Consider the following 21,421-nt stretch of genomic DNA (forward strand, 5'->3'; position numbering starts at 1 on the left):
GGAGCGGGAGCGATGAATTGGCGGGCGGAAAGCGCACTGCGAATATGACAAAGGGGGCCAGGCGCCGCTCGCGCGAGAAGCCCCCTCAGGGCGAAGACTTGCTCGCGCCGCTGCCACAGGACCTTGCTCACCTTCGCCGGCTCCAGAACTTGCTCGGCAACGCGGCACTCTCGCGCTACGTCACCGAGCGTTCGGCGGACGTCAAGGCAGCGGCAGGCTCCCGGCGGGCGGTGGCCGTCTCCTCAGTGCGCGCGGCAGTGAGCGCGCCGGCTCCTGTCGCCACGTCGGACGCTCCATCCGCCAACGGGGTTCAGCCACACGAAGGCCGGCCCGTGGCGGCCGTCCAGCGCCAACCCGCGCCCGTCGCGGCAGACCCCCAGGAGAAGCTCAGCCCGCCGGCGAAGCAGCGCTGGGAGAAGCTCTACCAGGAGGCCTGGAAGCTGCGACTGGACCTGGCGCGGGAGCCGACGCCCGACCGGTTCAAGTGGGGCACGGAACTCGACCTTGTCCTGACTAGGATCGGCGAAGCCGACAGCGAGGAGGCCATAGCCCAGGCGACCGCCTGGCTCGATGCGCTCAAGAACAAGATCTACGACGAGACCATCCCACGGGCGCAGGAGTGGCTCGACGTGAAGGCCCGCTACGAGGCCGAGCGTGACCGCCTGATGGACGAAGCGAGCCGCGCCAGCCTGCGCGCCCTCGAGTATTTGGACCGTGAATTCGAAGGGGTCAAGAAGCGCATAGAGAGCGTCGGCCTTGACCTCGTCGTCATCGACGACTACACGCCGCTCAAGTACATGCTCGACAACGACAAGCACCTGTGGTTTGGCGAGCTGCAGGCGGCCCGCGAGCGGCTCGAAGAGCTCGAAGAGCTCTTGGACGTCGTTGCCGATATCCGCTCGGAGGGCAAGGACGAAGACAAGATCGTGCCCGGCTGGCAGGAACGCGTCTGGGAGGAGAAAGACCGCCTTGACCGCCTGGCCAAAGACGCACCGGACAGCAACTACGCCTCCGCGTTCTCTCGCCTGGCGGAGGAAGTAACGGAGAAGCGCGACCGCGCCCTCGAGGCGAGGCCGCCACACGTTACATGGCTGGAAAAGGGCTTTCGTTTCGTCAAAGGGGTCATTTCCGGCCTCATCGGGCCGTTTGTCGAGGCGGGGAAACAGGTCGTGGACCTGGCGCAGATCGGAGCCCACTTCGTCAGCGCCGGCTGGTACGAGCCGAAGTTCGTCAGCGACCTCGCGGAAGCGGCGAAGCAGGGCAAGGGCACCACCGAGATCCTCAAAGACATGGCCCTGGGTATCGTCGAGACGCCGAAACGCTGGCTCGAGGCCGTCGAGACCGGCGACTGGGAGGGGATTGGTCGCGAGACAGCGAACCTCTACATGATCGTCAAGAGCGGCGCCCAGGGAGCAGGCAAGGCGCGGCAGATGATCCGTTGGGCGAAGGCGCGCCGGGCGGCGAAGGCCGGGCTGGAGGGCGGCGTTGGCGCCGAGGCGGCCTTGCAGGCGCTGAAGGTCGCGAAAGAGAAGGGCGTCATCATCCGCGTCCGCCCGGTCGAGGACATCGCGATACAGCTACGCGCGGCCGGGCATTCACCCAAGCCTGAGTTCATCAAGATGAAGAGCATCAACAAGATCGACACCCTGATCGGCGCGGATCCCTCAGAGCTGGGCATGGTCGGCTACTTCAAGCCGAAGCTACCCGCGAAGTTCGAGCTCCTTTCACCGAAGACGAAGGAGATCATCCTGAAGCGCTACAACGCGCGTCAGGCCGAGTTCGTCGGGCTTGCAGACGAGGTAGCCCAGCTGGAGGCCAGCGGAAAGATCGGCCGTTCCGGCAACACTATCACTGACCCACGGAACGGCAAGGCGTTCACCTCCGACTATGACTTGTTCGAGATACGGAAGCCGGGCGGTGGCGAAGGTTCGTTCGCAGACGTGCAGGAGCTGACCAAAGGCCCGTTCGCCGCCCAGCACGGCCCCCATCTGGAGTGGCATGACATCCCTGCGGGTAAGGCGAAAATCTTCGCCGACATCGTGCTGGAGACCCGGCCTGGGACGAAGGGCGCTAAGAAGCTGGTTGAATTTCACCCGGACGGGCGCATTCGCTACGCCTACTTCACCGATTAGAGGACGGCATCCTCGCGCGCGCGCCGGCACGGGTGGCTACGATCGGTCGGCTCCCGCCGAGGGCGATGGTCAACCTCTCAGGAGCCGCCGCCTCCGGCGGCCTCCGCTTTCAGCCGGCGTTTCATGACCGCCTCTGCCAGCAGGTCGAGCAGGCCGCGACTGTCCTCCCAGCCGAGGCAGGCATCCGTGATGCTCATGCCGTACACGAGCTCCCGCCCGGGAATGTAGTCCTGCCGGCCTTCCTTCAGGTGGCTCTCGACCATCACGCCCACGATCCGCTCGTCGCCGTTCGCTATCTGCTGCGCCACCGAGGCCCCGACGTCGAGCTGGCGCTCGTGCTGCTTCATGCTGTTGCCGTGGCTGAAGTCGATCATGATCCGCGCGGGCAGGCCGGCGCTCGCCAGCTCCCGGGACGCCGCATCGATGCTGTCGGGGTCGTAGTTGGGCTCGCGGCCACCGCGCAGGATGATGTGGCAGTCCTCGTTCCCGGCCGTCGATACGATCGCGGAGTGTCCCGCCTTGGTCACGGAGAGGAAGTGGTGCGGCACTTGCGCCGCCCTCAGGGCGTCCACCGCGATACGCACGTTGCCGTCGGTGCCGTTCTTGAAGCCGACAGGACAGGAGAGGCCGGACGCCAGCTCGCGGTGGATCTGGCTCTCCGTCGTGCGGGCGCCGATGGCCCCCCAGGCCACGAGGTCGGCGATGTACTGAGGCGTGATCATGTCCAGGAACTCGGTCCCTGCCGGTATGCCGTCGTTCGCAAGGTCCAGTAGCAGCCCGCGCGCGGTACGCAGCCCGTGGTTGATCTGGAAGCTCCCGTCCAGGTAGGGGTCGTTGATGAGCCCCTTCCAGCCGATGGTAGTGCGCGGCTTCTCGAAGTAGACGCGCATGACGATGAGCAGGTGCTTCGAAAGCCGGTCGCGCGCCTCCTTGAGGAGGCCGCCGTACTCCTTCGCGGCTTTGACGTCGTGGATCGAGCAGGGACCGATGACGACGAGCAGGCGGTCGTCTGCGCCATGCAGGATGCGGTGGATGGCCTGGCGCGTGTCGTAGACCGTGCGTGCCGCCTTGTCGGTGATCGGAAGCTCCGCCAGGACCTCGTCGGGCGACGAGAGCTCCTTTATTTCGACGATGCGGACGTCGTCCGTCTGGGGCCTCGAGGCCGTGGTCTTGGCGGGGGGCGTGCCGTTCTTGGTGGTTACCATCGTGCTAATCCCTTCGAGCGTCCGCGCGGGGCAGGTCCGGCCGGAGGACGGCCGCGCCGCGCAGGTAGACATGACAGATTTCGTCCTGGGTCCTGTCCGTGTTGACGTGCAGGAGGATCCGGACGCACATCGGCAGGCTGCCGGGGACGGCCATTTCGTGGCCGCACATCAGGGCAACGTTGTGCCAGCCGAAGTCGTTCCGGGCGCTCAGCGCCGGGAACTCGGCGTTGAGGTCCACGGTCGTCGTGAAGTAAGCGCTGGCAACGTCCTCGGCGCGGACATCATTGGCGCGCACCATCTCCGCCAGTAGTTCTCGGGTGGCTTCGAGGATGGCTTCGCGCGTGTTGGCTTCTGCGGTGGTCGCGCCGCGGATACCCCGGCATGCCATGAGGTGCGTCGTCTCCCCTTCTCGGCCGCTGCGGGCCTTTTCTCTTATCGTCCGGGCGGACGATTGTCCTTCGCGGAAGGACGCCTAGCGGGGGAGCCCAAAGACTCCGGTCGAAAGCCCCGGCTCGGGGCAACCGCCGGCTCTCCCCGCCTCAGGCGGGGCATAACCAGCGGCCGCGGCCCTGAGGTCAAGGGCTACGACGACCGGACAGCACCTCCACGTACTCACGTACAGCTCTCGCTCGATCCTTACTCTCGGTCCTGGCAAGAAGGTCGATAAAGGCGCTGCCAATGACAACGCCGTCGACCACGCCAGTGAGCGCCTCGATGTGCTCGCGGCGCGATATGCCGAATCCTACCGCAAGGGGGAGGGTGGTGCAACGCCGCACACGGGCGATGAATTCCGCCAGGTCTGGCGGCAAATGCTCGCGCGCGCCCGTGATGCCGGTCACGCTCACGCAGTACACCCACCCCGAGGCCCTCGAGGCGATGAGCCGCAGCCTTTCATCGGTAGTCGTCGGCGCGACCAGGAAGATGAGGTCCAGGGCCCGCGCGGAGAGGGCAGCCTGCGCCTCCTCCGCTTCCTCTGGCGGCAGGTCCACCAGGATCACGCCGTCGGCGCCGGCCTCTGCGGTGGCGTCCGCGAACCGTCGCAGGCCCATGGCAAGCACCGGGTTCAGGTAGGTCATCACCACCACGGGGACCGAGGGATGCCGCTGACGCATCTCTCGCACGAAGTCGAGGCAGCTTGCCGGTGTCGTGCCGTTCTCCAGCGCCTGGAACACGGCGCCCTGGATCGTCGCCCCGTCTGCCAACGGGTCGCTGAACGGGATCTCCACTTCGATGATGTCGGCGCCGCCTTCGACCTGGGCGTCGAAAGCGCGTCGCGAGTCCTGGAGGTTCGGGAACCCCGGGATCACGAAGGAGATGAGGGCCGGGCGCCCCTCCTTCGCTGCTCGCAGGAAGGCCTGCTCCAGACGCCTTGCCATCACGCTTCCGTCGCGACCAGCGCGGAGAAGGCGACGAAGTTGAAGAGGAAGTGACAGAGGATCGTGGTGTAAAGCGAGTCCGTGCGCCGGTAGAGATAGGCGAACCACATGCCGATCGCCGCAAAGGGGACGATGAAGCCGACGTCCATGTGCGACAGGCCGAAGAGCAAGCCGCTCCCGAGCGCCCCGGGAATGAACCCGAAGCTCTTGGCGAGGGCCGGAAACACGAAGCCTCGGAAGAAGAGCTCCTCGAAAAGCGGCGCTCCGACCATCACAGACGCGCCGAGCGCGATGATCACAATCCAGTGAGAGAAGAGCTCGCTCGGAATCTGCTCCTCCGGCGGCTCCAGCGATTCCGCGCCAGCAGCGGTCACCAGCCAGACGTAGCCCATGAGGATGAGCAGGGCGAAGAGCCATGCGCCCAGCACCAGCCCCAGCCAACTCAGGCGAAAGCTGCGCCGGCCATCGGGCGTCAGCGGCGCCCTGAACCCTAAGTCTCGCAGACGCACGCCCTTTGGCTTGAGGAGCAACCGGTATACCACTGCTGCAGCTATCACCTCAAACACGAGCGTGCTGAGGGCGGTTGCGGTCCGGCCCGCGATCGAGTCCTTGCCGAAAATGGCCCACGCCGGCGCCACGATGCTCGCCAGCGAGAGCACGATTGCTCCAGCCAGGACGGCGATGGCGATTAGCACGTCAACGAGGCCCCAGGGGAGCCCCCTGGCGCGCTCGGTGAACGCCTGCTCCGGGTGTGCGATGACGCTCAAGCCTGCCCCGCTAGCTTGTCCGCCCAGAGGGCCCGTGATACCATCGGCCCGTCCTGAAGGAATGCCGAAGAGCGGAGGGGAAGCGGCCCCTCCGTTCTCACTCTAAGGCAACCAGGCTCATGCAGGAAGCGTCGGGCGGCCGGCTTGGAGGCGGGGCGCCCGGCAGCCTCGTCTGCTCGCGGGGGTGGGGTTCCTGATGCAGAAGAGGGAGCGAGTCCGCGCTGCCCTGGCGGGCCAGCCCGTCGACCACGTGCCGATGAGCTTCTGGGGCCACGACTACTTGCGCGAGTGGTCGCCGCGCGGCCTCGCAGACGCCATGCTCGAGCCCTTCTTCCGCTACGACTGGGACTACATGAAGGTGAACCCCCGCGCCACCTATTACGCCGAGGCCTGGGGCGCGCGGTACAAGCCCTCCAACGACTCGACGCGCGGCCCAGAGCTGATCCAGCGCCCGCTGAACTCCGCCGCGGACCTGGCCCGGGTGGTGCGAGTCAGCGGCGTAGACGGCCCCTTCGCCGAGCAACTGGAGGCCCTCATGCTGATCCGCGGGGAGATCGGTGGCGCTGACTTCATCCAGACGGTTTTCTCTCCCCTCTCGGTGCTCGGCTATCTCGCCGGCCGCGACCTTGAGATGGTACGAGGGTGGATGAAGTCGGACCGCGAAGCCGTGCACCATGCGCTTTCTAATCTGACGGAGACGCTCTCGGATTACGGACGCGAATGCCTGCACGCCGGCGCCTCCGGCATCTTTTTCGCGACCACCGATTGGGCGACCACCGACAACCTGTCGCGCGAGCTCTACGCCGAGTTCGGCCGCCCCTACGACCTCGAAGTCCTCAGCGCTGTGGAGATGGCGGAGTTCAACGTGCTCCACGTCTGCCGGGCGCATAACATGATTGAGGACATGCTCGACTACCCCGTGCGCGCGTTCCACTGGGCAGACCGCGAACCGGGCAACCCGTCGCTGGTGGAGTTGGCGGGGCGCGTGGAGCAGGCGGTTATGGGCGGCGTGTCGCAGCAGACGATCGCCGAGGGCTCCATTCAGGAGGTCGAGCGGGAGGTGCGCGAGGCCGTCGAAGCCATGGGCGGCAGGCGCGTGCTCATCGCTCCCGGCTGCTCTATCTCTCCTCGGACGCCGCCGCAAAACCTCGAAGCCGCGGCGCGCGCGAGGTTTCTGTGAGCGCCTTCGCGCGGGAGGAGCTCAGGCGCGCTGCCCCCGGCCGGCCTTGCGCCGTGACCGTTGGCGTCTTCGATGGCGTGCACCGCGGCCACGTCTATCTGTTCTCTCATCTCCTGCGGCGCGCCCGCGCCCTGGATCTCGCCGCTGGCGCCGTGACGCTCTATCCGGACCCCGTCCGGGTGCTGCATCCCAACCGGCCCTTCTACTACCTCACGAGCCTGGAAGAGCGCATCGAGCTCCTCCGCGCCACGGGGATCGACTTCGTGGCGCCGCTGACATTCACCTCGGAGCTGGCAGAGCTGGAGCCCGCGGACTTCGTCGCCATCCTCTACCAGGAGCTGGGCATGCGCATGCTCCTCATGGGGCCGGACAATGCTTTTGGACGCCACCGCGAGGGCTCGCCCGAGGTCATTCGCGAGATTGGCGAGGAGATGGGCTTCAGAGTCGAGGTGCTGCCGGAGCCGCTGGTCGCCAGCGAGCGACCCGTGCACTCGACCGCGATCCGCGAGGCCCTCGCCGAAGGCAACCTGCGCCTCGTGGAGGAGCTGCTCGGCCGGCCCTACTCCATCCGCGGACCCGTAATGCGTGGCGATCAGCTGGGACGAAAACTCGGCTTCCCCACGGCGAACATCGGAGTGACACCGGACCGCGCCCTGCCCAAGTACGGCGTCTACGCTACCTGGGCCTACCTCGGCGAGTCTCGCTACGCCTCGGCAACAGACATCGGCATGCGGCCTCACTTCGGGGGCGACTACGTCAGCGTCGAGACGTATATCATGGACTTCGATGCCGACATCTACGGCCAGATGTTGAAGATCGAGCTCGTGGAGCGCATAAGCGCCGAGGAGAAATTCGAGACTCTGGACCAGCTGAAGGCGAAGATTGCCGCGGACGTGGCAAAGGCGCGGGAGATACTGAAGGCGTGATCTGGCACTATCCGGGCCGGGACCAGACGCTGACTTGAGAGCGGGAGCTTGCGCACTGGCTAGCCTGTAGGGGCGCAGCGGTGCTGCGCCCCTACGTCGTAATAGTCACCCGGCGTTGTCCGGTGAGCCACTGAAGGGCCCTCAAGATGACGACTAACCTCTCCGTCGACGAGCAGATGCGCATCCTCATGCGGGGTGTCGAGTACGGCGACCCGCACATCCACCGCACGATGGAGCAGGAACTGCGCGAGCGCCTGGCCGAAGGACGCCCTCTCCGCGTGTACTGCGGCTTCGACCCCACCTCGACGGACCTGACTATCGGCAACCTGGTGCCGATGCTCAAGATGCGCCAGTTCCAGCGGCTGGGCCACGAAGTCACCTTCCTCTTCGGCACCATGACCGGCATCGTCGGCGACCCCAGCGACAAGACCGCGACCCGCCAGATGCTGACAATGGAGCAGGTGGAGGCCAACGCGCGCGAGTGGCTGCGCCAGGTCTACCGCGTGCTCGACAGGGAGCGCACCATCATTCGCCGCAACGCCGACTGGCTGGCGAAGCTCACCCTCCCCGACGTGATCGAACTTGGGTCGCACTTCACGGTGGCCCAGTTCCTGGAGCGCGAGACATTCGCGAAGCGCATGCAGGAGCACAAGCCGATCTACGTGCACGAGTTCCTCTACGCTCTCATGCAGGCTCGGGACGCCGTCGAGCTCGAGACGGACGTCCAGATCGGCGGCGTCGACCAGCTGTTCAACATCATGGCCGGCCGCATCCTCCAGCGCGACCTCGGTCAGCGGCCGCTCGTCGCCATTTGCACGCCCCTCCTCGTCGGCACCGACGGTCACCTCAAGATGTCGAAGTCGACCGGGAACTACATCGGCATGGACGACCCTCCCGACGACATGTACGGCAAGGTGATGTCCATCCCCGACTCGCTGGTGCTGGACTACTTCACGCTCTTGACAGAGGTGCCGGGTGACGAACTGGGCCGCATCGGCGAGGACCTGCAGGCCGGCGGCGCCCGGGCGATGGAGGCCAAGAAGCGCCTGGGGCGGGAGATCGTTGGCCTGCTCTACGGCGCCGACGCCGCGCGCCAGGCGCAGGAGGAGTTCGAGCGCGTCTTCCAGCGCCGCGAAAGGCCCGAGGACAGCGCCATTGACCTCGCCGTCGACCTCGACAGCGACGGCTCTACGCAGGCAGATGTCACCCTTCTCCTGAGCCAGGCCGGCGTGGTGCCCAGCCGCGGCGAGGCGCGCCGCCTGCTATCGCAGGGCGCCATCTCGCTCGACGGCGCTACCCTGAGCGAGGCGAAGGTCCGGCTCAGGGAGGGCGCCCTGCTCCGCGTCGGGCGTCATCGCTTCCTGCGCATCGTGCGTAAATCCTGACCCCTCTGCGAGCGCCGAGGGCCTGTATCGAGCAGCAGGCCCCAGGCGCGTGCCAGCCGGACGCAGCAGTCGTCCGCGCTCGCTCCGAGCGCTCGGTGCACTTAACTGGAGGGGCCGCTACCCTCTGACGGGAGGCCAGAAATGCCTGACATCAGCGTCGAGGAAGCCGTCGATCAGACCTGCCGCGCGCTCATGGCGGGCGACGTCATGAAGGTCATGTCCGACTTCACGCCGGAAGCGCTCGCGGCGGTGATGGCCTCGGCCGCGGGCATCACGGCCGTGCCGTCACTAATTGGCTACGAGGTGCGCACGCACGACGTCAACGGCGATGACCACGACTTCACGATCTCCTTCCGGACGAGCGAGGGCGAGGTCACCGCAAAGGCAACCTGGCGCGAGGTCGAAGGCGCCTGGAAGATCGCGGCCCTGACCGTGGCCGGACTGTAAGGGACAGGACGGGGAGCAGAGAGAACGAGGGCCAGGAAAGCGTTCTCGAGCGGGCCCTCGTTCCTGTACGTTTGCTACTCCGCCACGGTTACCGGCGGCTCCTCGGGCTCCTCTTCCATGGTCATCATCGTCCAGCCCACCCAGAAGCCGAGCGCCGTCAACGCCGTCATCGCCACGGTGACGGGCAGCGCCAGCGCGAGATAGCTCTTTCGCAGGACGCCGTAGACGAAGAGCAGCATCTGGAGGCAGGCCAGCGCCACCACTATGCGGCCGGTGATCTGGGCGCGGCCCTGGCCGGTCATCGGGCCTTGTTCGCCTCCATCTGCCGCCGCAAGTCCGGCGGCAGCAGGTTGGGGATCGTATCTTCGATGGGGTAAGTCTCGTTGCAGTTCGCGCAGTGCAGCGAGCCGGTGACGATCTCGTCGCCCTCTTCCTTCTCGATGTTCAGGGTCAAGGGGCCCTTGCACACCGGGCAGGCGAGGATCTCCATCATGTCTTTGCGCATCGTTGGTCCTGAGCTGGCGGAAGCTGGAAAGCGGGCCGCCGGATCCGAGCGCGACCCCTGCGAATTCTAGGTATGGCCCCGAAGGAGTGTCAAACAGGTTGTGTGCGGGGACCAGGACATCCTATACACCCGGGAGGGGCGGGGAACGGCTACCAGGTTTACGTTGCTTCTGTCCTTAGGCTCTCGGGTTGGGGGGCCGAAGGCCCTAGTCTTAAGGAGTTGGCGGGGTGGCGTCCCTATGTGCCAGAGCAGCTGGAGCCGCGCCCGTGGTTATCGACTACAAGCTCTGCGAGCCATCAGCCCGGAGACGGCGCGTGAGGCCGTCCTCGAATATCTAAGGTCAGCGAACGCAACGGCATGCGCGGCTACCGCGGCGGCCGCCGCCCGGCAGACCAGCGGCGAGCTGCGTATACGCCTGGCCCGCGCTAGGCAGCGGCCGCTTCGTTCCGGCGGCGCAGGCGGCGCAGGGCGGCCCGGGCGGCGTTGCCGTAAAGGGCCGCGTCCTGTGGCTGGGGGAGCAGGGCGGGCAGGATGGGTCGGCCGGAGAGCGCGCGATAGGCCAGGGCGCTAAGGGCCAGGGTCAGGAAGTAGCCGAGTGTGGTGCCCAGGGCAGCGCCTGGCACGCCGAAGAGGTGGATCAGGACGATGTCGGTCGGGATCGTAGCGAGCAGTGTCGCCAGGGCGATCCAGGCGTTGATGATCGGGCGCCCCCGGCTGAAGACGTAGGAGCCGAGTATCTTGGCCCCGGCGATGGCCACCGTGCCCGGTAGAAGCAGGAGGTAAGGCAGCACCGATTCGCGGTACGCCTCGCCGAAGACGACTGGTATCCAGAGCCAGGCAATCAGCGCCGCTCCGGCGGCTCCGACCCCGGTCACGAGCATGGTGTTGCGGCAGACGACAGGCGTGGCGTCCGCCGCGCGGGCGTCATCCGCGGGCGTGATGCTCGTCAGCAGCACGATCGCGACGGAGTTGGCGATGATCCACAGCCCCTCCGTCTGCGAGCTGGCGACGGTATAGAGGCCGACACCGCCGGTGTTCACGAACACCAGGATCAGGAACACGTCCAGGCGGTAATTCAGGAGCTGGATCAGGTTGGTGATCTGGCCCTGTCCGCCGAATTTGACCGCCTTTACGAGCAGCGACAGGGACGCCAGCCGGCGCGGCCAGGAACGAGGCCCGAGCAGGGCGTAGGCCAGCAACAGCGGCGGCAGGTAGGCCAGGCTCCAGGCCCAGACGGCGCTGGACACGGTGAGGCCGGAGGCAAGCTCGACGGCGCCCAGGCAGGAGAGCATCGACAGCGGCAGGGCAAGCTCGAGGACGTTCATCGCCGTGAAGCGGCCACCGGCCCGCAGCAGGCCCTCGGCAAGCCTGAGCTGGATTACGGCGGGAATCGTGGGGATGACCAGAGCGTACGGGATGTCTCTGCCTTCGACCTGGCCGTCGAAGAAGAGGGCTGTGACGCCTACTCCCACGGCGCTGACGCCGGCGGCGAAGAGTGAGATGCTGAACCCCGCCTCGGTCGCCTGTCGGAGGCTGAACTCGTTGCGGGCCACGTAGTAGAACCCCGCCGCGCTCACGCCCAGGTTCAGGAATGCGAATCCCAGGCTCACCGCTGCCTGGTACAGCGCTGCCGTGCCGCGGCCTTCCGGGCCCAGGGCGCGGGCGAGCAGGATTGCCACGAAGAAGCCGAGGGTGTTGCTCGCCAGCGCCGCCACGAAGACCAGGTTGATGTGCAGGAGGAAGCGCCCGGCAAGCGGGTGCTCCGGCTCGGGCTCGGGCAGGCCGGTGACGGGAGGCAGCGCTGTCGTCGTGCTGTCGCGGACTGGTCCGAGGGACATGCGGCTCCCGGAGGCAATAGTCAGCCCAGATTATCGTTCCGGCGGGAGGCGGCGCTCACCAGGCCGAGAGCCTGGCCGTCAGCTCCTCGCGGAGGCGCTCGATCAGGTCGGGCGGGACGACCAGCGAAAGCTCCGAGAGCCGCAGGTTGGCGTAGCGCAGGGCAGAGGCGCGGTCGAAGACGTCGTCGCTGTCCGCGGTCTCGGCCACAAGGGCGTCGACGAGGGCGTCGAAGCTGCGCCCGAGGGCGGCGCCCACCTCCTCGTCGGACCCGGCGCGCAGGGCATCGTCACCCAGCATTCGCGCCAACTGGGCCAGCACTTCGGGCCTGACGGCCATCGGGGTTATCGGGGGTGGATCAGGTGCGGGCTACACCGCGGATCTTGTTGTAGCAAGAGCTGCAGTAGACCGGACGGTCGCCCCGTGGGATGAAAGGGACCTCCGTCATCATGCCGCACTCGGCGCAGGCGGCTGGGTGCATCTGGCGCGGCGTCTTGCCGCCGAAGCTGGCGAATACGCCGTAACGCACGTAGCCGTCCTCTGGCTCCTGGGCCTTGGCAGTCCTGCGGGCCGTCCGGCAGCGCGGGCAGCGCGCCGGCTCGTTCTGAAGACCTTTGCCGGCGTAGAACTCCTGCTCGCCCGCCGTAAAGATGAACGTAATGCCGCAGTCCTTACAAGTAATCTCTTTGTCTACGTATGCCAACTCGTGTGCAACCTCCTTGAGCAAGACAAACCGCTGGGCATCTTAAGGATCGAGATGCGCAAGGCACAAGCCCACGCTCTCACGAATGACTTTCGACCGGATCAGGCATTTAGAATAGGCCCGCTATGCCCGAAGTCCCTGACCTCGAGGCCATCCGCGGCTTTTTGAACCGGCGCATCGTTGGAAAGAAGGTTCAGCGGGTGGATGTCTTTATCCCTATCGTCGTCAGGATACCACGAAACGATTTCGTACGGCTGCTCACGGGTGACACCTTCGGCGAGGTGCAGCGCCACGGCAAGTTCCTGCTCTTCACCTTCGCTTCCGGCAGGGTCATGGTAATCAACCCCATGCTCACCGGCCGCTTCGCCTACGTCGACCGGAAGGAGAAGCGGCGCGCTCGGACTTGCTTCGCCCTCGCGGTCGACGACGAGCACGAGCTCCGCTATGCCGACGAGCGGGTCATGGGCAGAGTCTACCTCGTGCCGCTCGAGGAGCTTCACACGGTGCCCCAGTTCGCCGAGATGGGACCGGATGTGCTGTCGCCAGAGTTGACGGAAGAGGTGTTTCGGGAGCGGCTCCGCCGCCACAACGGGATGATCAAGGGCATTCTCGTGAACCACAGGTTCGTTGCCGGCATCGGCAACGCCTACGCGGACGAGATCCTGTGGGAGGCCCGCATCCACCCCTATCGCAAGCGCACGCAACTCTCGGACGAGGATGTCGGCCGCCTTTACGCAGCCGTGCGCGCGGTCTTCGAGTGGGCGATCCCGATCGTGGCCCGGGTGTTCTCGGAGTCCCTGGACTACACCGAGTGGCGTGACCACCTGCGCGTGCACCGCCGCGGCGGCCAGCCCTGCCCGCGCTGCGGCACCCGCATCAGCGAGATCACCGCCGGTCAGCGTATCACGAGCTTCTGCCGCACCTGCCAACCGGGGCCTTAGGCGACGGCAGGGCGCTTCGCGGGCGAACCCGGGCCGCAGTACCGTCACGCGCGCTGCTGTTGGACGCGGCCGGGACTCGACAGGGGAGGGCACGCCGTTACGCGTGTAGTCGAACAGGGCGCGCCGTCCCGTGACAGCCGGCCAGGAGCGGTTGCACCGCCGACGACGGGGGCAAGCGCCGCTTCGGGACCGAGATGCGAGGGTTAAAGCTCGCTGGGCTCCGCCTTGTCGAGCTCGAAGGTGCGGTGCAGCGCCCTTACGGCGTCCACCACGCGGTCCTCGCGGACGATGCAGGTTATGCGGATCTCGCTGGTTGAGATCATTTCGATATTGATGCCCTCTTCGTAGAGACAGCGGAACATGCGCGAGGCATAGCCAGGCGCGCTCTGGATGCCGGTGCCGACGATGCTCACCTTGCCGATGTGGTCGTCGGTGGTCACTCCGGCCGCGTTGATTTCCTTCGCCACCTTCTGGACGATGGGCGCCGCCTTCGCAAGGTCGCCCCTGGAGACCGTGAACGTGAGGTCGGTCAGGCCCTGCGTGCTGGCGTTCTGGACGATGACGTCCACGGAAAGGTGGTTGGCGGCCAGGGGCTCGAATACTGCTGCAGCGATACCGGGCTGGTCCGGCACACCTTGAATCGTGATCTTGGCGACGTCGAGGTCGTGGGCGATGCCCCTGACGCGCTTGAACTCCTCCATCGTGATGCCTCCCTGGATCATCGTCCCCGGGGTGTCCTCGAAGCTCGAGGCCACGAGGATCGGGATGCCGTAGACCGCGCCCAGCTCTACTGCCCGAGGCGCCATGACCTTCGCGCCTTTGCTCGCCAGCTCCAGCATCTCCTCGTAGGTGATCTCCTTGAGCTTGCGGGCATTGGGCTCGATGCGCGGGTCGGCCGTGTAGACCCCCTGGACGTCGGTATAGATCTCGCATGCCGCGTTCAGGGCGGCGGCAAAGGCGACCGCGGTCGTGTCCGACCCGCCTCGGCCTATCGTCGCAATGTCCTCCCCCTCGGTGACTCCCTGGAACCCGGCGACGATTACCACGCGCCCGCGGGCGACCTCCGCCTGGACGCGTTTCGGCTCCATCGCCAGGATGCGGGCGTTGCGGTGCACGGCAGAGGTGCGCATGCCTGCCTGCGCGCCCGAAAGGCTGATCGCGTCGACACCGAGGTCGTGCAGGGCCATCACCATGAGGGCGCTGGACACGGTCTCGCCCGTCGAGAGCAGGACGTCCATCTCCCGCGGCTCAGGATGGTCCGTGATCTGGTGCGCCAGCGCTATCAGCTCATCCGTCGTGTCGCCCATGGCGGATACGACCGCGACCACGTCGTCACCCTGGCGCCGGCGGCTGGCGATGCGCCGGGCGACGTTCTTTATGCGCTCAGCATTGGCGACGGACGAGCCGCCGTACTTCTGGACGACCAGGGCCATGGAATCTCCCGTGTTGCTGCCATAAAAGGCGGCAACGCTCGCGGCTGGCTTCTATTCGCTCAGTATATTAATGACGGCCGCCTCTACGGGGAAATGGCGCTCACGGTGACGCTCTCTCGGCCGGAGAGCACCGGGATCAGCGCGAAGGGGACTAGGGTGCGCCGCCTGACACGATGTGCGCCCCGGCCTCCGTTGGCCTGGTGATGATGCTGCGGCCGCTGTAGCCGTGCGAGATCGCTGCTTGCGTCATCAAGCGCGCCACGCGTTCCTCGTTCTCGACCGTGAAGGCGGCGACGGTGGAGCCGCCGCCGGAGAGGTAGGCTGCCACGGCGCCGCCGTCCTTCGCGCCCTGCATGATCGGGCCGAGGCCCGGGAAGATCTCGCCTCGCACCGGTTGGTGCATCCGGTCCTGTGTCGCCTCGTCCAGGAGGTCATAGCGCTCGGCCGCGAGGGCCGCGAGGAAGAGGGCCACCCGGCTGGAGTTGAAGATGGCATCCTCGCGGGAGAGCGACTTCGGCAGCCGGCGCCGGCTTTCCTGTGTTGGCATCTCGAAGTCTGGCACGAAGACGACGACCTTGAGGGCCGCGGGCACCGGAAACGCGAGGTGGATCAGCCTCTCTCTGCCCCTGACGCCCACCTGCAGCCCGCCGAAGAGGCAGGGGGAGATGTTATCGGGAAAGCCCTCGAGGCTCGTCCCCATCTCGAACAGGCGCTCCAGGTCGTGGATGCCGTCCAGCATGGCGTTACCGGCCAGGAGGCCCGCGGCGCGAAGCGCGGCGCTGGCGCCGAGGCCGCGCGCCAGCGGTATGGCCTCGTCCCAGGTGACGTCGAGGCGCGGCGCCTGCTTTCCCTCGAAGGCAGCTTGCACGCCCTGCCGCACCAGCCGCCCGCCAATGCTCTCCCGCGGCGGGCGGCCTTCCACGGTGCGGACTGTCACGGTGCTCCAGATGTCGAGCGCCAGCCCGAGGCAGTCGAACCCCGGGCCGAGGTTCGCGGATGTCGCCGGGACGCGCACGGTGATCAGCATTTCAGCGTTTCGGCATGGCAGGAGCTCAGCATCTAAGCGGACTGTCCGGCTTTCACTGCGGCGAGAGAAAGGCTAACAGGTTTGACCCTATTGGGGAGCAGACCTATGATGGCGCTTGCCAAACGGCAGGTCTGGGCCTTGAGCGGCGACCTACTCGATGAGGCGGTTCGGCGGGCGCGGGACTGTGCTCCGGCGGCTTCCTCGAAGGCACAGGACGGGATTAACGAGTCTTGGCAGCGCCTGCTTCCGCCCCGCGCGTAGACCGCATCACCCGCTTTAACATTGCCCTGCTCTCCTGGCTGCTTCTCGCCGCGATCATCCTCGGCGCCCTCGTCCTCGCCTTCCTCCTGAGCGTCGACGATGCCGGACTGGCGACCAGGGAGGTGCTATTCAACGTCGGCCACGTGCTGCGCTGGGCCCTGTACGCCGGCACGGCGGTCGTCTTCGTCATCCTCGCCCTTGGTCCGGCGCACCGGTCGCAATACTGGCGCATCGGCAAACCGGAGAAGCGCTGGGACCGCATCCTGGAGCGGGCGAAGGTCTTCCTGATCTACGGCATCGGCCAGGGCCGCATGCCCAACGACCTCTACGCCTCGGTGATGCACCTCTTCATCTTCTGGGGCTGGGTGGTGCTGTTTATCGGCACCGTGATAATCGCCACTCACGCGGACGTCGTGTACTTCCTCGAGGGCCGTATTTATCTCGCGTACTCCGCAATCCTGGACGCCTTCGGTCTCCTGGCCTTCATCGGCCTGGCGATGGCCCTCGTGCGGCGCCACATCCTCCGGCCGCCGCGGCTGCGCCTCGGGAGCCTGTGGGACGATGTCGTGCTGCTCTGGATGATGCTCGCGATCGTCGTCACGGGCTTCATCGTCGAAGGCATGCGCGTCGGCACGGTCGAGATCCCCGGCGGGGAGTTCGAGGCCCACGGCGCGGCCTTCATGGACGACCTCGGCATCGCCCACATAAGCACTCGGGTTGTGGCGAACCCGGACTGGGCGCCCTGGTCGCCCATCGGCTACGTGATCGCGAAGCTCGCCGACGGCTGGGGCATGAGCGCTTCATCGATGCTCGACGTGCACAAAGTGATGTGGTGGATCCACACCCCGCTGGCCCTGGCCTGGACCGCGTGGGTGGGCTACGGGAAGATCGGCCACATAATCAAGGGCTCCGCGAACATCTTCATGCGGGATTTGCGCTCGCCGAAGGGGCTTCTCGCGGGTTCCCGGCTGGCGCCCATCGAAAACTTCGAGACCGCGGAGAGCTTCGGCGCGGGCCGGCTCCAGGACTTCACCTGGAAGCAGCTCATGGATGTCGACGTCTGCGTGCGCTGCGGCCGCTGCGAGGCGAACTGCCCCGCCTTCCTCACCGGCAAGGAACTCACCCCCATGGGCTTCCTCAAGGACATCAAGGACTACATGGAGGAAACCGGGCCGAAGATCGTCCAGGCGCGGCGCGCCGGCAACTTCGACCCGCTGCCGGGCGAGCGCATGATCGCCGGCGATGTCGTCAGCTTCAACACGATCTGGGACTGCGTGACCTGCGGCGCCTGCGAGACCCAGTGCCCTGTGATGATCGAGCACATCGGCAAGCTCCAGGACATGCGCCGTTACCTGGTGCTCACGGAGGGCAACATGCCCCCGACGGCGCAGGCCGTCCTCACCCAGCTCGAACAGCGCGGCCACCCCTGGCGAGGCACCAGCCTCACGCGCGCCAGCTGGATGGAAGGCCTGGATATCCCGCGCTTCACCGGCGAGCAGGAGTTCCTGTACTGGGTCGGTTGCTCCGGCGCGCTCGTGGACCGGAACGTGCCGATCACGCGCGCCGTCGCGCGGCTGCTCAAGGAAGCTAACGTCAGCTTCGGCTGCCTGGGCGAGGAAGAGGTCTGCAACGGCGACCCGGCGCGGAGGCTGGGCAACGAGTACCTGGCGCAGGAGCAGATGAAGGGCGCGATTGAGCTCCTGAACCAGAAGGGTGTGTTCAAGATCATCACCAACTGCCCCCACTGCTTCAACATCTTCCGCAACGAGTACCCGGAGTTCGGCGGGCGTTATGAGGTCTTCCACCACACGGAGGTCCTGGCGCACTTGATCGAAGAGGGCCGCCTCTCGCCGAAGGTCGACCTGAACCAGAAGATCACGTATCACGACTCCTGCTACCTTGGCCGCCACAACGGCGTCTTCGAAGCGCCGCGGGTCATCCTGGGCGCGCTGCCGGACGTCGAGTTCGTGGAGATGCCGCGCAGCCAGCGCCAGAGCTTCTGCTGCGGCGCCGGCGGCGGCCACATGTTCGTCGATGAGAGCCAGGGCAAGCGCATCAATCACGCCCGGGCAGAAGAAGCCCAGAGCACAGGGGCCGGCATTGTTGCCAGCAACTGCCCCTTCTGCATCCAGATGTTCGAAGACGGCGTCGCGACGGTGGAGCCCGACGAGACGAAGCGCATGAGGCCGCTGGACCTGGCCGAGCTGCTTGAGATGACCGTGCTCGGTAGGCCGCAGCGGCCGGGTGAGGCGGCGAGGCCGCCCTCGCCTGACGGCGGTCAGCCGGAGGGTGCGGCCGTCGCCGTCGAAGATAAGCCAGCGGACACGTCGCCCCCCGCCGCCGCCGTGTCGGAAGACAAGCCCGGAGATCAGCGGTAGGAGCTTGCCCTAAAGCCCCTTCGCGGACAGATTTGTTTCAGGGTGTCCCCCGCCTTGGGAGCAGGACTGCGCGTCGGGTCGCCCGCGACTGGAATCGGAGGTATTAGATGGCTCTCAACATCGTTTGCTGCGTAAAGCAGGTGCCCGACCCCGAGACACCCGCGAGCGCCTTCAGGGTGGATGAAGGCGCGAAGAAGGTAGTGCCCGCCCCGGGCATTGCCCCGGTGATCAGCCAGTTCGACGCCATCGCCGTCGAGGCGGCGCTCCGGATCAAGGACGCCAAGGGCGAAGGCAAGATCACCGTCCTCAGCCTTGGTCCCGATAGCGCCCGCGACGTGATCAAGCATGGCCTGGCCATGGGGGCGGACGAGGGCGTCCTCCTGAACGACCAGGCCCTGTTCGATGGCGACCCCTTCGCTACGGCGACCGCACTCACGGCCGCCATCAAGAAGATCGGCGACGTGAACCTCGTCCTCTGCGGCCGCCAGGCGGTCGACTGGGACTTCGGCGTCACCGGCCTGGCCATCGCCGAAATCCTGGGCTGGCCGGCGATCTCGATCACGAAGAGCGTTACCGTGACCGACGGCACTGTCCGCGCCGAGCGCGTCCTGGGAGACGCCTTCGAGACGGTCGAAGTCCCGCTCCCGGCCGTCGTGACCGTAAGCAACGAGCTCGGTGAACCGCGCTACCCGAAACTGCCGCAGATCATGGCCGCGGCCCGCAAGCAGGTTACCGTCTGGACGGCCGCAGACCTCGGCCTCAGCCCTGACCAGGCCGGCAGGAGTGGCTCCCGCCTGAATCTGGAGCGGCTGTTCATCCCCCAGGTGAAGAGCCAGTGCGAGTTCATAGAAGGGGACACGCCCGAGGAAATGGCCAAGAACCTGGCCCGCAAGTTGCGCGAGGCGAAGCTGATCTAAGGCTCGCCGGCGAGCCGGCCAGGGGTCAAGAAATCTCGCGGCCATGGGCCGCTGAACCGAAACAGGAGTAGTTGGATGTCCGGAATACTGGTACTTGCGGAGCACAAGAACGGCGAACTGATAGGCCTGAGCACCGAGATCCTCGGCGCCGCCCGACGCCTGGCCGATCAGCTGGGCGAGAAAGTGGTCGCCCTGAGCCTGGGCAGCGGCGCCGGCGAGGCCGCCAGGAAGGCCATCACCTATGGCGCCGACTCGGCCCTCACCGTCGAGAACCCGGCGCTGGACGAGTACAGCGGCGACGCCTGGGTGGCGGCGCTCCTCGCCGCCCACAAGGAAGTCGAACCGTCCATCGTGCTCATGGGCCAGACGATGGTCGGACGCGACCTCGCCCCCCGCTACGCCGTGCGGGCAGGCACGGGCGTGGCGATGGACTGCATCGACCTCTCGATCGAGGGCGGGAAGCTGGTCATGACCCGGCCGGTGTTCGGCGGCAATGCCCACGCTTCCTACACCAGCAAGACTTCCCCCGCGGTCGCCACCGTGCGCGCGAAGTCGCAGGAGCCACTGGAGCCGGACCCGTCCCGCAGTGGTGAGGTGAAGGCGATCTCGGTCGACGTCTCGAGCCGCTCGAAGGTTGTCGGGCGCGAGGAGGTCAAGGCGGAGGGCATCCGCCTCGAGGACGCGAAGGTAGTGGTCTCCGGCGGCCGCGGGCTCGGCGGGCCCGAGGGCTTCGAGCAGCTGCACCAACTGGCGGAGGTCCTGGGCGGCGCTGTGGGCGCCAGCCGCGCCGTGGTCGACCTCGGCTGGGTGCCGGTCTCGCTCCAGGTCGGGCTGACGGGCAAGGTCGTGACGCCAGACCTCTACATCGCTGTCGGCATCTCGGGCGCAAGCCAGCACGTCGCCGGCATTACGGGTGTGAAGAACGTCGTCGCCATCAACAAGGACAAGGACGCGGACATCTTCAAGATCTCCCGCTACGGCGCCGTGGTCGACTGGAAGCCGTTCATGGCCGCGTTCCTGGAGGAGTGCAAGCGCCTCAAAGCCTAGCTCTGCCGGCATCGCGCGCCGCGGGCCGGCAGCGCGGCCGGCCGGTCTGCGGCGATTTCGATGCCTTATGCTGGAGACAGGCGTCCCCAGGCGCCTCAGTACTCACTAGAGGTGGCCATGTCCAAGCTCGCTGAAGCCATCCGGCGCACTTTGAGGTCCGAGGCAGCCCCCATGGGCTTCGGCGCCGCGCGCGCGGCGCCGAAGCCCACTCTCCTGGTCGGTGTGCTCGGCCCTTCGAGCGCGGAGGCGGACCTGGTGGTCCTGGACGGGCGCCGCGCGCTGCCGTCCCCCCCGGACATCGAACGCGCGAAGGGGGCCGGCACGGCGGTCGTCGGACTGCGTGCTAACGACGTGGACCGGGCGACGCTCGTGGACCTCGCCAAGGCCGGCCTGGACTTCCTGATCTTCGAACCTGAGGCAACGCCGGCCGCGGCGCTGCTCGCTAACGACCTGGGTTACGTCCTCGCCATCAGCGGCAGCCCGGACGAGAACTACCTGCGCTCTCTCGCGCCGCTCAACCTGGACGCCTTCTATCTAGATGACCTCCCCTCGCCTCTCACGGTGGCGCGACAACTCGAGTTGACGCGCATCGGCGTCTTCGGCGGGCGGCCGATCCTCGCCCGCGTGCCGGCCGACGCCAACCAGACGGACCTGGAGTGCCTGCGCGCCGCAGGCGTGGTCGGCTTGCTGGTCGAGGACGCCTCCGGCGTAGCGCGGCTCAAGGAGACCGTGATGTCGCTCCCGCCTCGCCGCGCCCGCAAGGACGAACGCCCCTCGGTTGCCGTCTCCCTTCCTCGCTCCCAGCCCGACCACGACCACGACGACGACGACGACGAGGACGATTAGTCCGGATATCCCCAGGTCACCGAGTCCGGCCCTGGGCCGCCGGAGGCGGCTGCCGTGCGCGCCTCGGACTGCCAGAGATTCAGGCCTTCGGGGCTGCGCATGAATGGCC

Annotated in this window: 21 protein-coding genes; 10 read left to right on the plus strand and 11 right to left on the minus strand. The window is 66.9% G+C overall.

What is annotated here, in order from left to right:
- The first annotated feature begins 44 nt into the window (after positions 1–44).
- Positions 45–2,132: a hypothetical protein gene (locus tag VNN10_11580; protein HXH22662.1), complete on the plus strand. Its 2,088-nt coding sequence runs from the start codon at positions 45–47 to the stop codon at positions 2,130–2,132.
- Positions 2,133–2,209: 77 nt separating this feature from the next.
- On the opposite strand, the gene aroG is transcribed toward VNN10_11580, so the two are convergent.
- The 4 genes from aroG to VNN10_11600 form a co-directional block, all read right to left on the minus strand.
- The gene (gene aroG / locus VNN10_11585; GenBank protein ID HXH22663.1) at positions 2,210–3,337 is read right to left on the minus strand and encodes a 3-deoxy-7-phosphoheptulonate synthase AroG; all 1,128 of its coding nucleotides are present in this window, start codon (positions 3,335–3,337) and stop codon (positions 2,210–2,212) included.
- Between the two features lie 4 nt (positions 3,338–3,341).
- On the minus strand, positions 3,342–3,725 hold the full coding sequence (gene aroH / locus VNN10_11590) for a chorismate mutase (protein HXH22664.1): 384 nt from the start codon (positions 3,723–3,725) through the stop codon (positions 3,342–3,344).
- Positions 3,726–3,912: 187 nt separating this feature from the next.
- Positions 3,913–4,713 (minus strand): tryptophan synthase subunit alpha, encoded by an 801-nt coding sequence (gene trpA / locus VNN10_11595; protein ID HXH22665.1) that lies wholly within the window; start codon positions 4,711–4,713, stop codon positions 3,913–3,915.
- Positions 4,713–5,480, minus strand: coding sequence for a CPBP family intramembrane glutamic endopeptidase (locus tag VNN10_11600; GenBank protein ID HXH22666.1), 768 nt, complete (start codon positions 5,478–5,480; stop codon positions 4,713–4,715). The genes trpA and VNN10_11600 overlap by 1 nt, the downstream gene beginning before the upstream one ends.
- A 196-nt stretch (positions 5,481–5,676) precedes the next feature.
- On the opposite strand from VNN10_11600, the gene VNN10_11605 reads away from it, so the two are divergent.
- The 4 genes from VNN10_11605 (at position 5,677) to VNN10_11620 (ending at position 9,418) form a co-directional block, all read left to right on the plus strand.
- Positions 5,677–6,660 carry a uroporphyrinogen decarboxylase family protein gene (locus tag VNN10_11605; GenBank protein ID HXH22667.1) on the plus strand — a complete coding sequence of 328 codons (984 nt, stop codon included), beginning with the start codon at positions 5,677–5,679 and terminating at the stop codon, positions 6,658–6,660.
- 53 nt (positions 6,661–6,713) lie between these two features.
- Entirely contained in the window at positions 6,714–7,586 is an 873-nt protein-coding gene (gene ribF, locus VNN10_11610; GenBank protein ID HXH22668.1) for a riboflavin biosynthesis protein RibF, read from the plus strand.
- 146 nt (positions 7,587–7,732) lie between these two features.
- A complete protein-coding gene (gene tyrS / locus VNN10_11615; GenBank protein ID HXH22669.1) occupies positions 7,733–8,971 on the plus strand; it encodes a tyrosine--tRNA ligase in 1,239 nt (412 codons plus the stop codon).
- Between the two features lie 141 nt (positions 8,972–9,112).
- Positions 9,113–9,418 (plus strand): hypothetical protein, encoded by a 306-nt coding sequence (locus VNN10_11620; protein ID HXH22670.1) that lies wholly within the window; start codon positions 9,113–9,115, stop codon positions 9,416–9,418.
- Positions 9,419–9,492: 74 nt separating this feature from the next.
- Here the strand turns inward: VNN10_11620 and VNN10_11625 are convergent, their stop codons facing one another.
- From VNN10_11625 to VNN10_11645, 5 genes are all read right to left on the minus strand, one after another.
- Complete coding sequence (locus VNN10_11625; protein HXH22671.1) at positions 9,493–9,720, minus strand: hypothetical protein; 228 nt, start codon at positions 9,718–9,720, stop codon at positions 9,493–9,495.
- Positions 9,717–9,923 carry a methytransferase partner Trm112 gene (locus VNN10_11630; GenBank protein ID HXH22672.1) on the minus strand — a complete coding sequence of 69 codons (207 nt, stop codon included), beginning with the start codon at positions 9,921–9,923 and terminating at the stop codon, positions 9,717–9,719. Before VNN10_11630 ends, VNN10_11625 begins: the two co-directional genes overlap by 4 nt.
- 425 nt (positions 9,924–10,348) lie before the next feature.
- Positions 10,349–11,761: an oligosaccharide flippase family protein gene (locus VNN10_11635; GenBank protein HXH22673.1), complete on the minus strand. Its 1,413-nt coding sequence runs from the start codon at positions 11,759–11,761 to the stop codon at positions 10,349–10,351.
- A gap of 55 nt (positions 11,762–11,816) precedes the next feature.
- Positions 11,817–12,098 carry a hypothetical protein gene (locus VNN10_11640; protein ID HXH22674.1) on the minus strand — a complete coding sequence of 94 codons (282 nt, stop codon included), beginning with the start codon at positions 12,096–12,098 and terminating at the stop codon, positions 11,817–11,819.
- Between the two features lie 19 nt (positions 12,099–12,117).
- Entirely contained in the window at positions 12,118–12,462 is a 345-nt protein-coding gene (locus VNN10_11645) for a zinc-ribbon domain containing protein (GenBank protein ID HXH22675.1), read from the minus strand.
- Between the two features lie 125 nt (positions 12,463–12,587).
- Here VNN10_11645 and VNN10_11650 point away from each other — a divergent pair, with 125 nt between their 5' ends.
- Complete coding sequence (locus VNN10_11650) at positions 12,588–13,403, plus strand: DNA-formamidopyrimidine glycosylase family protein (protein ID HXH22676.1); 816 nt, start codon at positions 12,588–12,590, stop codon at positions 13,401–13,403.
- A gap of 203 nt (positions 13,404–13,606) precedes the next feature.
- Here VNN10_11650 and VNN10_11655 read toward each other — a convergent pair whose 3' ends face one another.
- Both VNN10_11655 and thrB read right to left on the minus strand, forming a co-directional pair.
- Positions 13,607–14,836, minus strand: a complete 1,230-nt coding sequence (locus VNN10_11655; GenBank protein HXH22677.1) for an aspartate kinase — start codon at positions 14,834–14,836, stop codon at positions 13,607–13,609.
- 151 nt (positions 14,837–14,987) lie between these two features.
- Entirely contained in the window at positions 14,988–15,863 is an 876-nt protein-coding gene (gene thrB / locus VNN10_11660) for a homoserine kinase (GenBank protein ID HXH22678.1), read from the minus strand.
- Between the two features lie 230 nt (positions 15,864–16,093).
- Here thrB and VNN10_11665 point away from each other — a divergent pair, with 230 nt between their 5' ends.
- From VNN10_11665 to VNN10_11680, 4 genes are all read left to right on the plus strand, one after another.
- Positions 16,094–18,502 carry a heterodisulfide reductase-related iron-sulfur binding cluster gene (locus VNN10_11665; protein HXH22679.1) on the plus strand — a complete coding sequence of 803 codons (2,409 nt, stop codon included), beginning with the start codon at positions 16,094–16,096 and terminating at the stop codon, positions 18,500–18,502.
- 107 nt (positions 18,503–18,609) lie between these two features.
- Complete coding sequence (locus tag VNN10_11670; GenBank protein ID HXH22680.1) at positions 18,610–19,419, plus strand: electron transfer flavoprotein subunit beta/FixA family protein; 810 nt, start codon at positions 18,610–18,612, stop codon at positions 19,417–19,419.
- 75 nt (positions 19,420–19,494) lie between these two features.
- On the plus strand, positions 19,495–20,466 hold the full coding sequence (locus VNN10_11675; protein ID HXH22681.1) for an electron transfer flavoprotein subunit alpha/FixB family protein: 972 nt from the start codon (positions 19,495–19,497) through the stop codon (positions 20,464–20,466).
- Positions 20,467–20,583: 117 nt separating this feature from the next.
- Positions 20,584–21,312, plus strand: coding sequence for a hypothetical protein (locus VNN10_11680; GenBank protein HXH22682.1), 729 nt, complete (start codon positions 20,584–20,586; stop codon positions 21,310–21,312).
- The last annotated feature ends 109 nt before the right edge of the window (positions 21,313–21,421 follow it).

It is taken from the genome of Dehalococcoidia bacterium (genome assembly GCA_035574915.1).
GTDB lineage: Bacteria > Chloroflexota > Dehalococcoidia > DSTF01 > WHTK01 > DATLYJ01.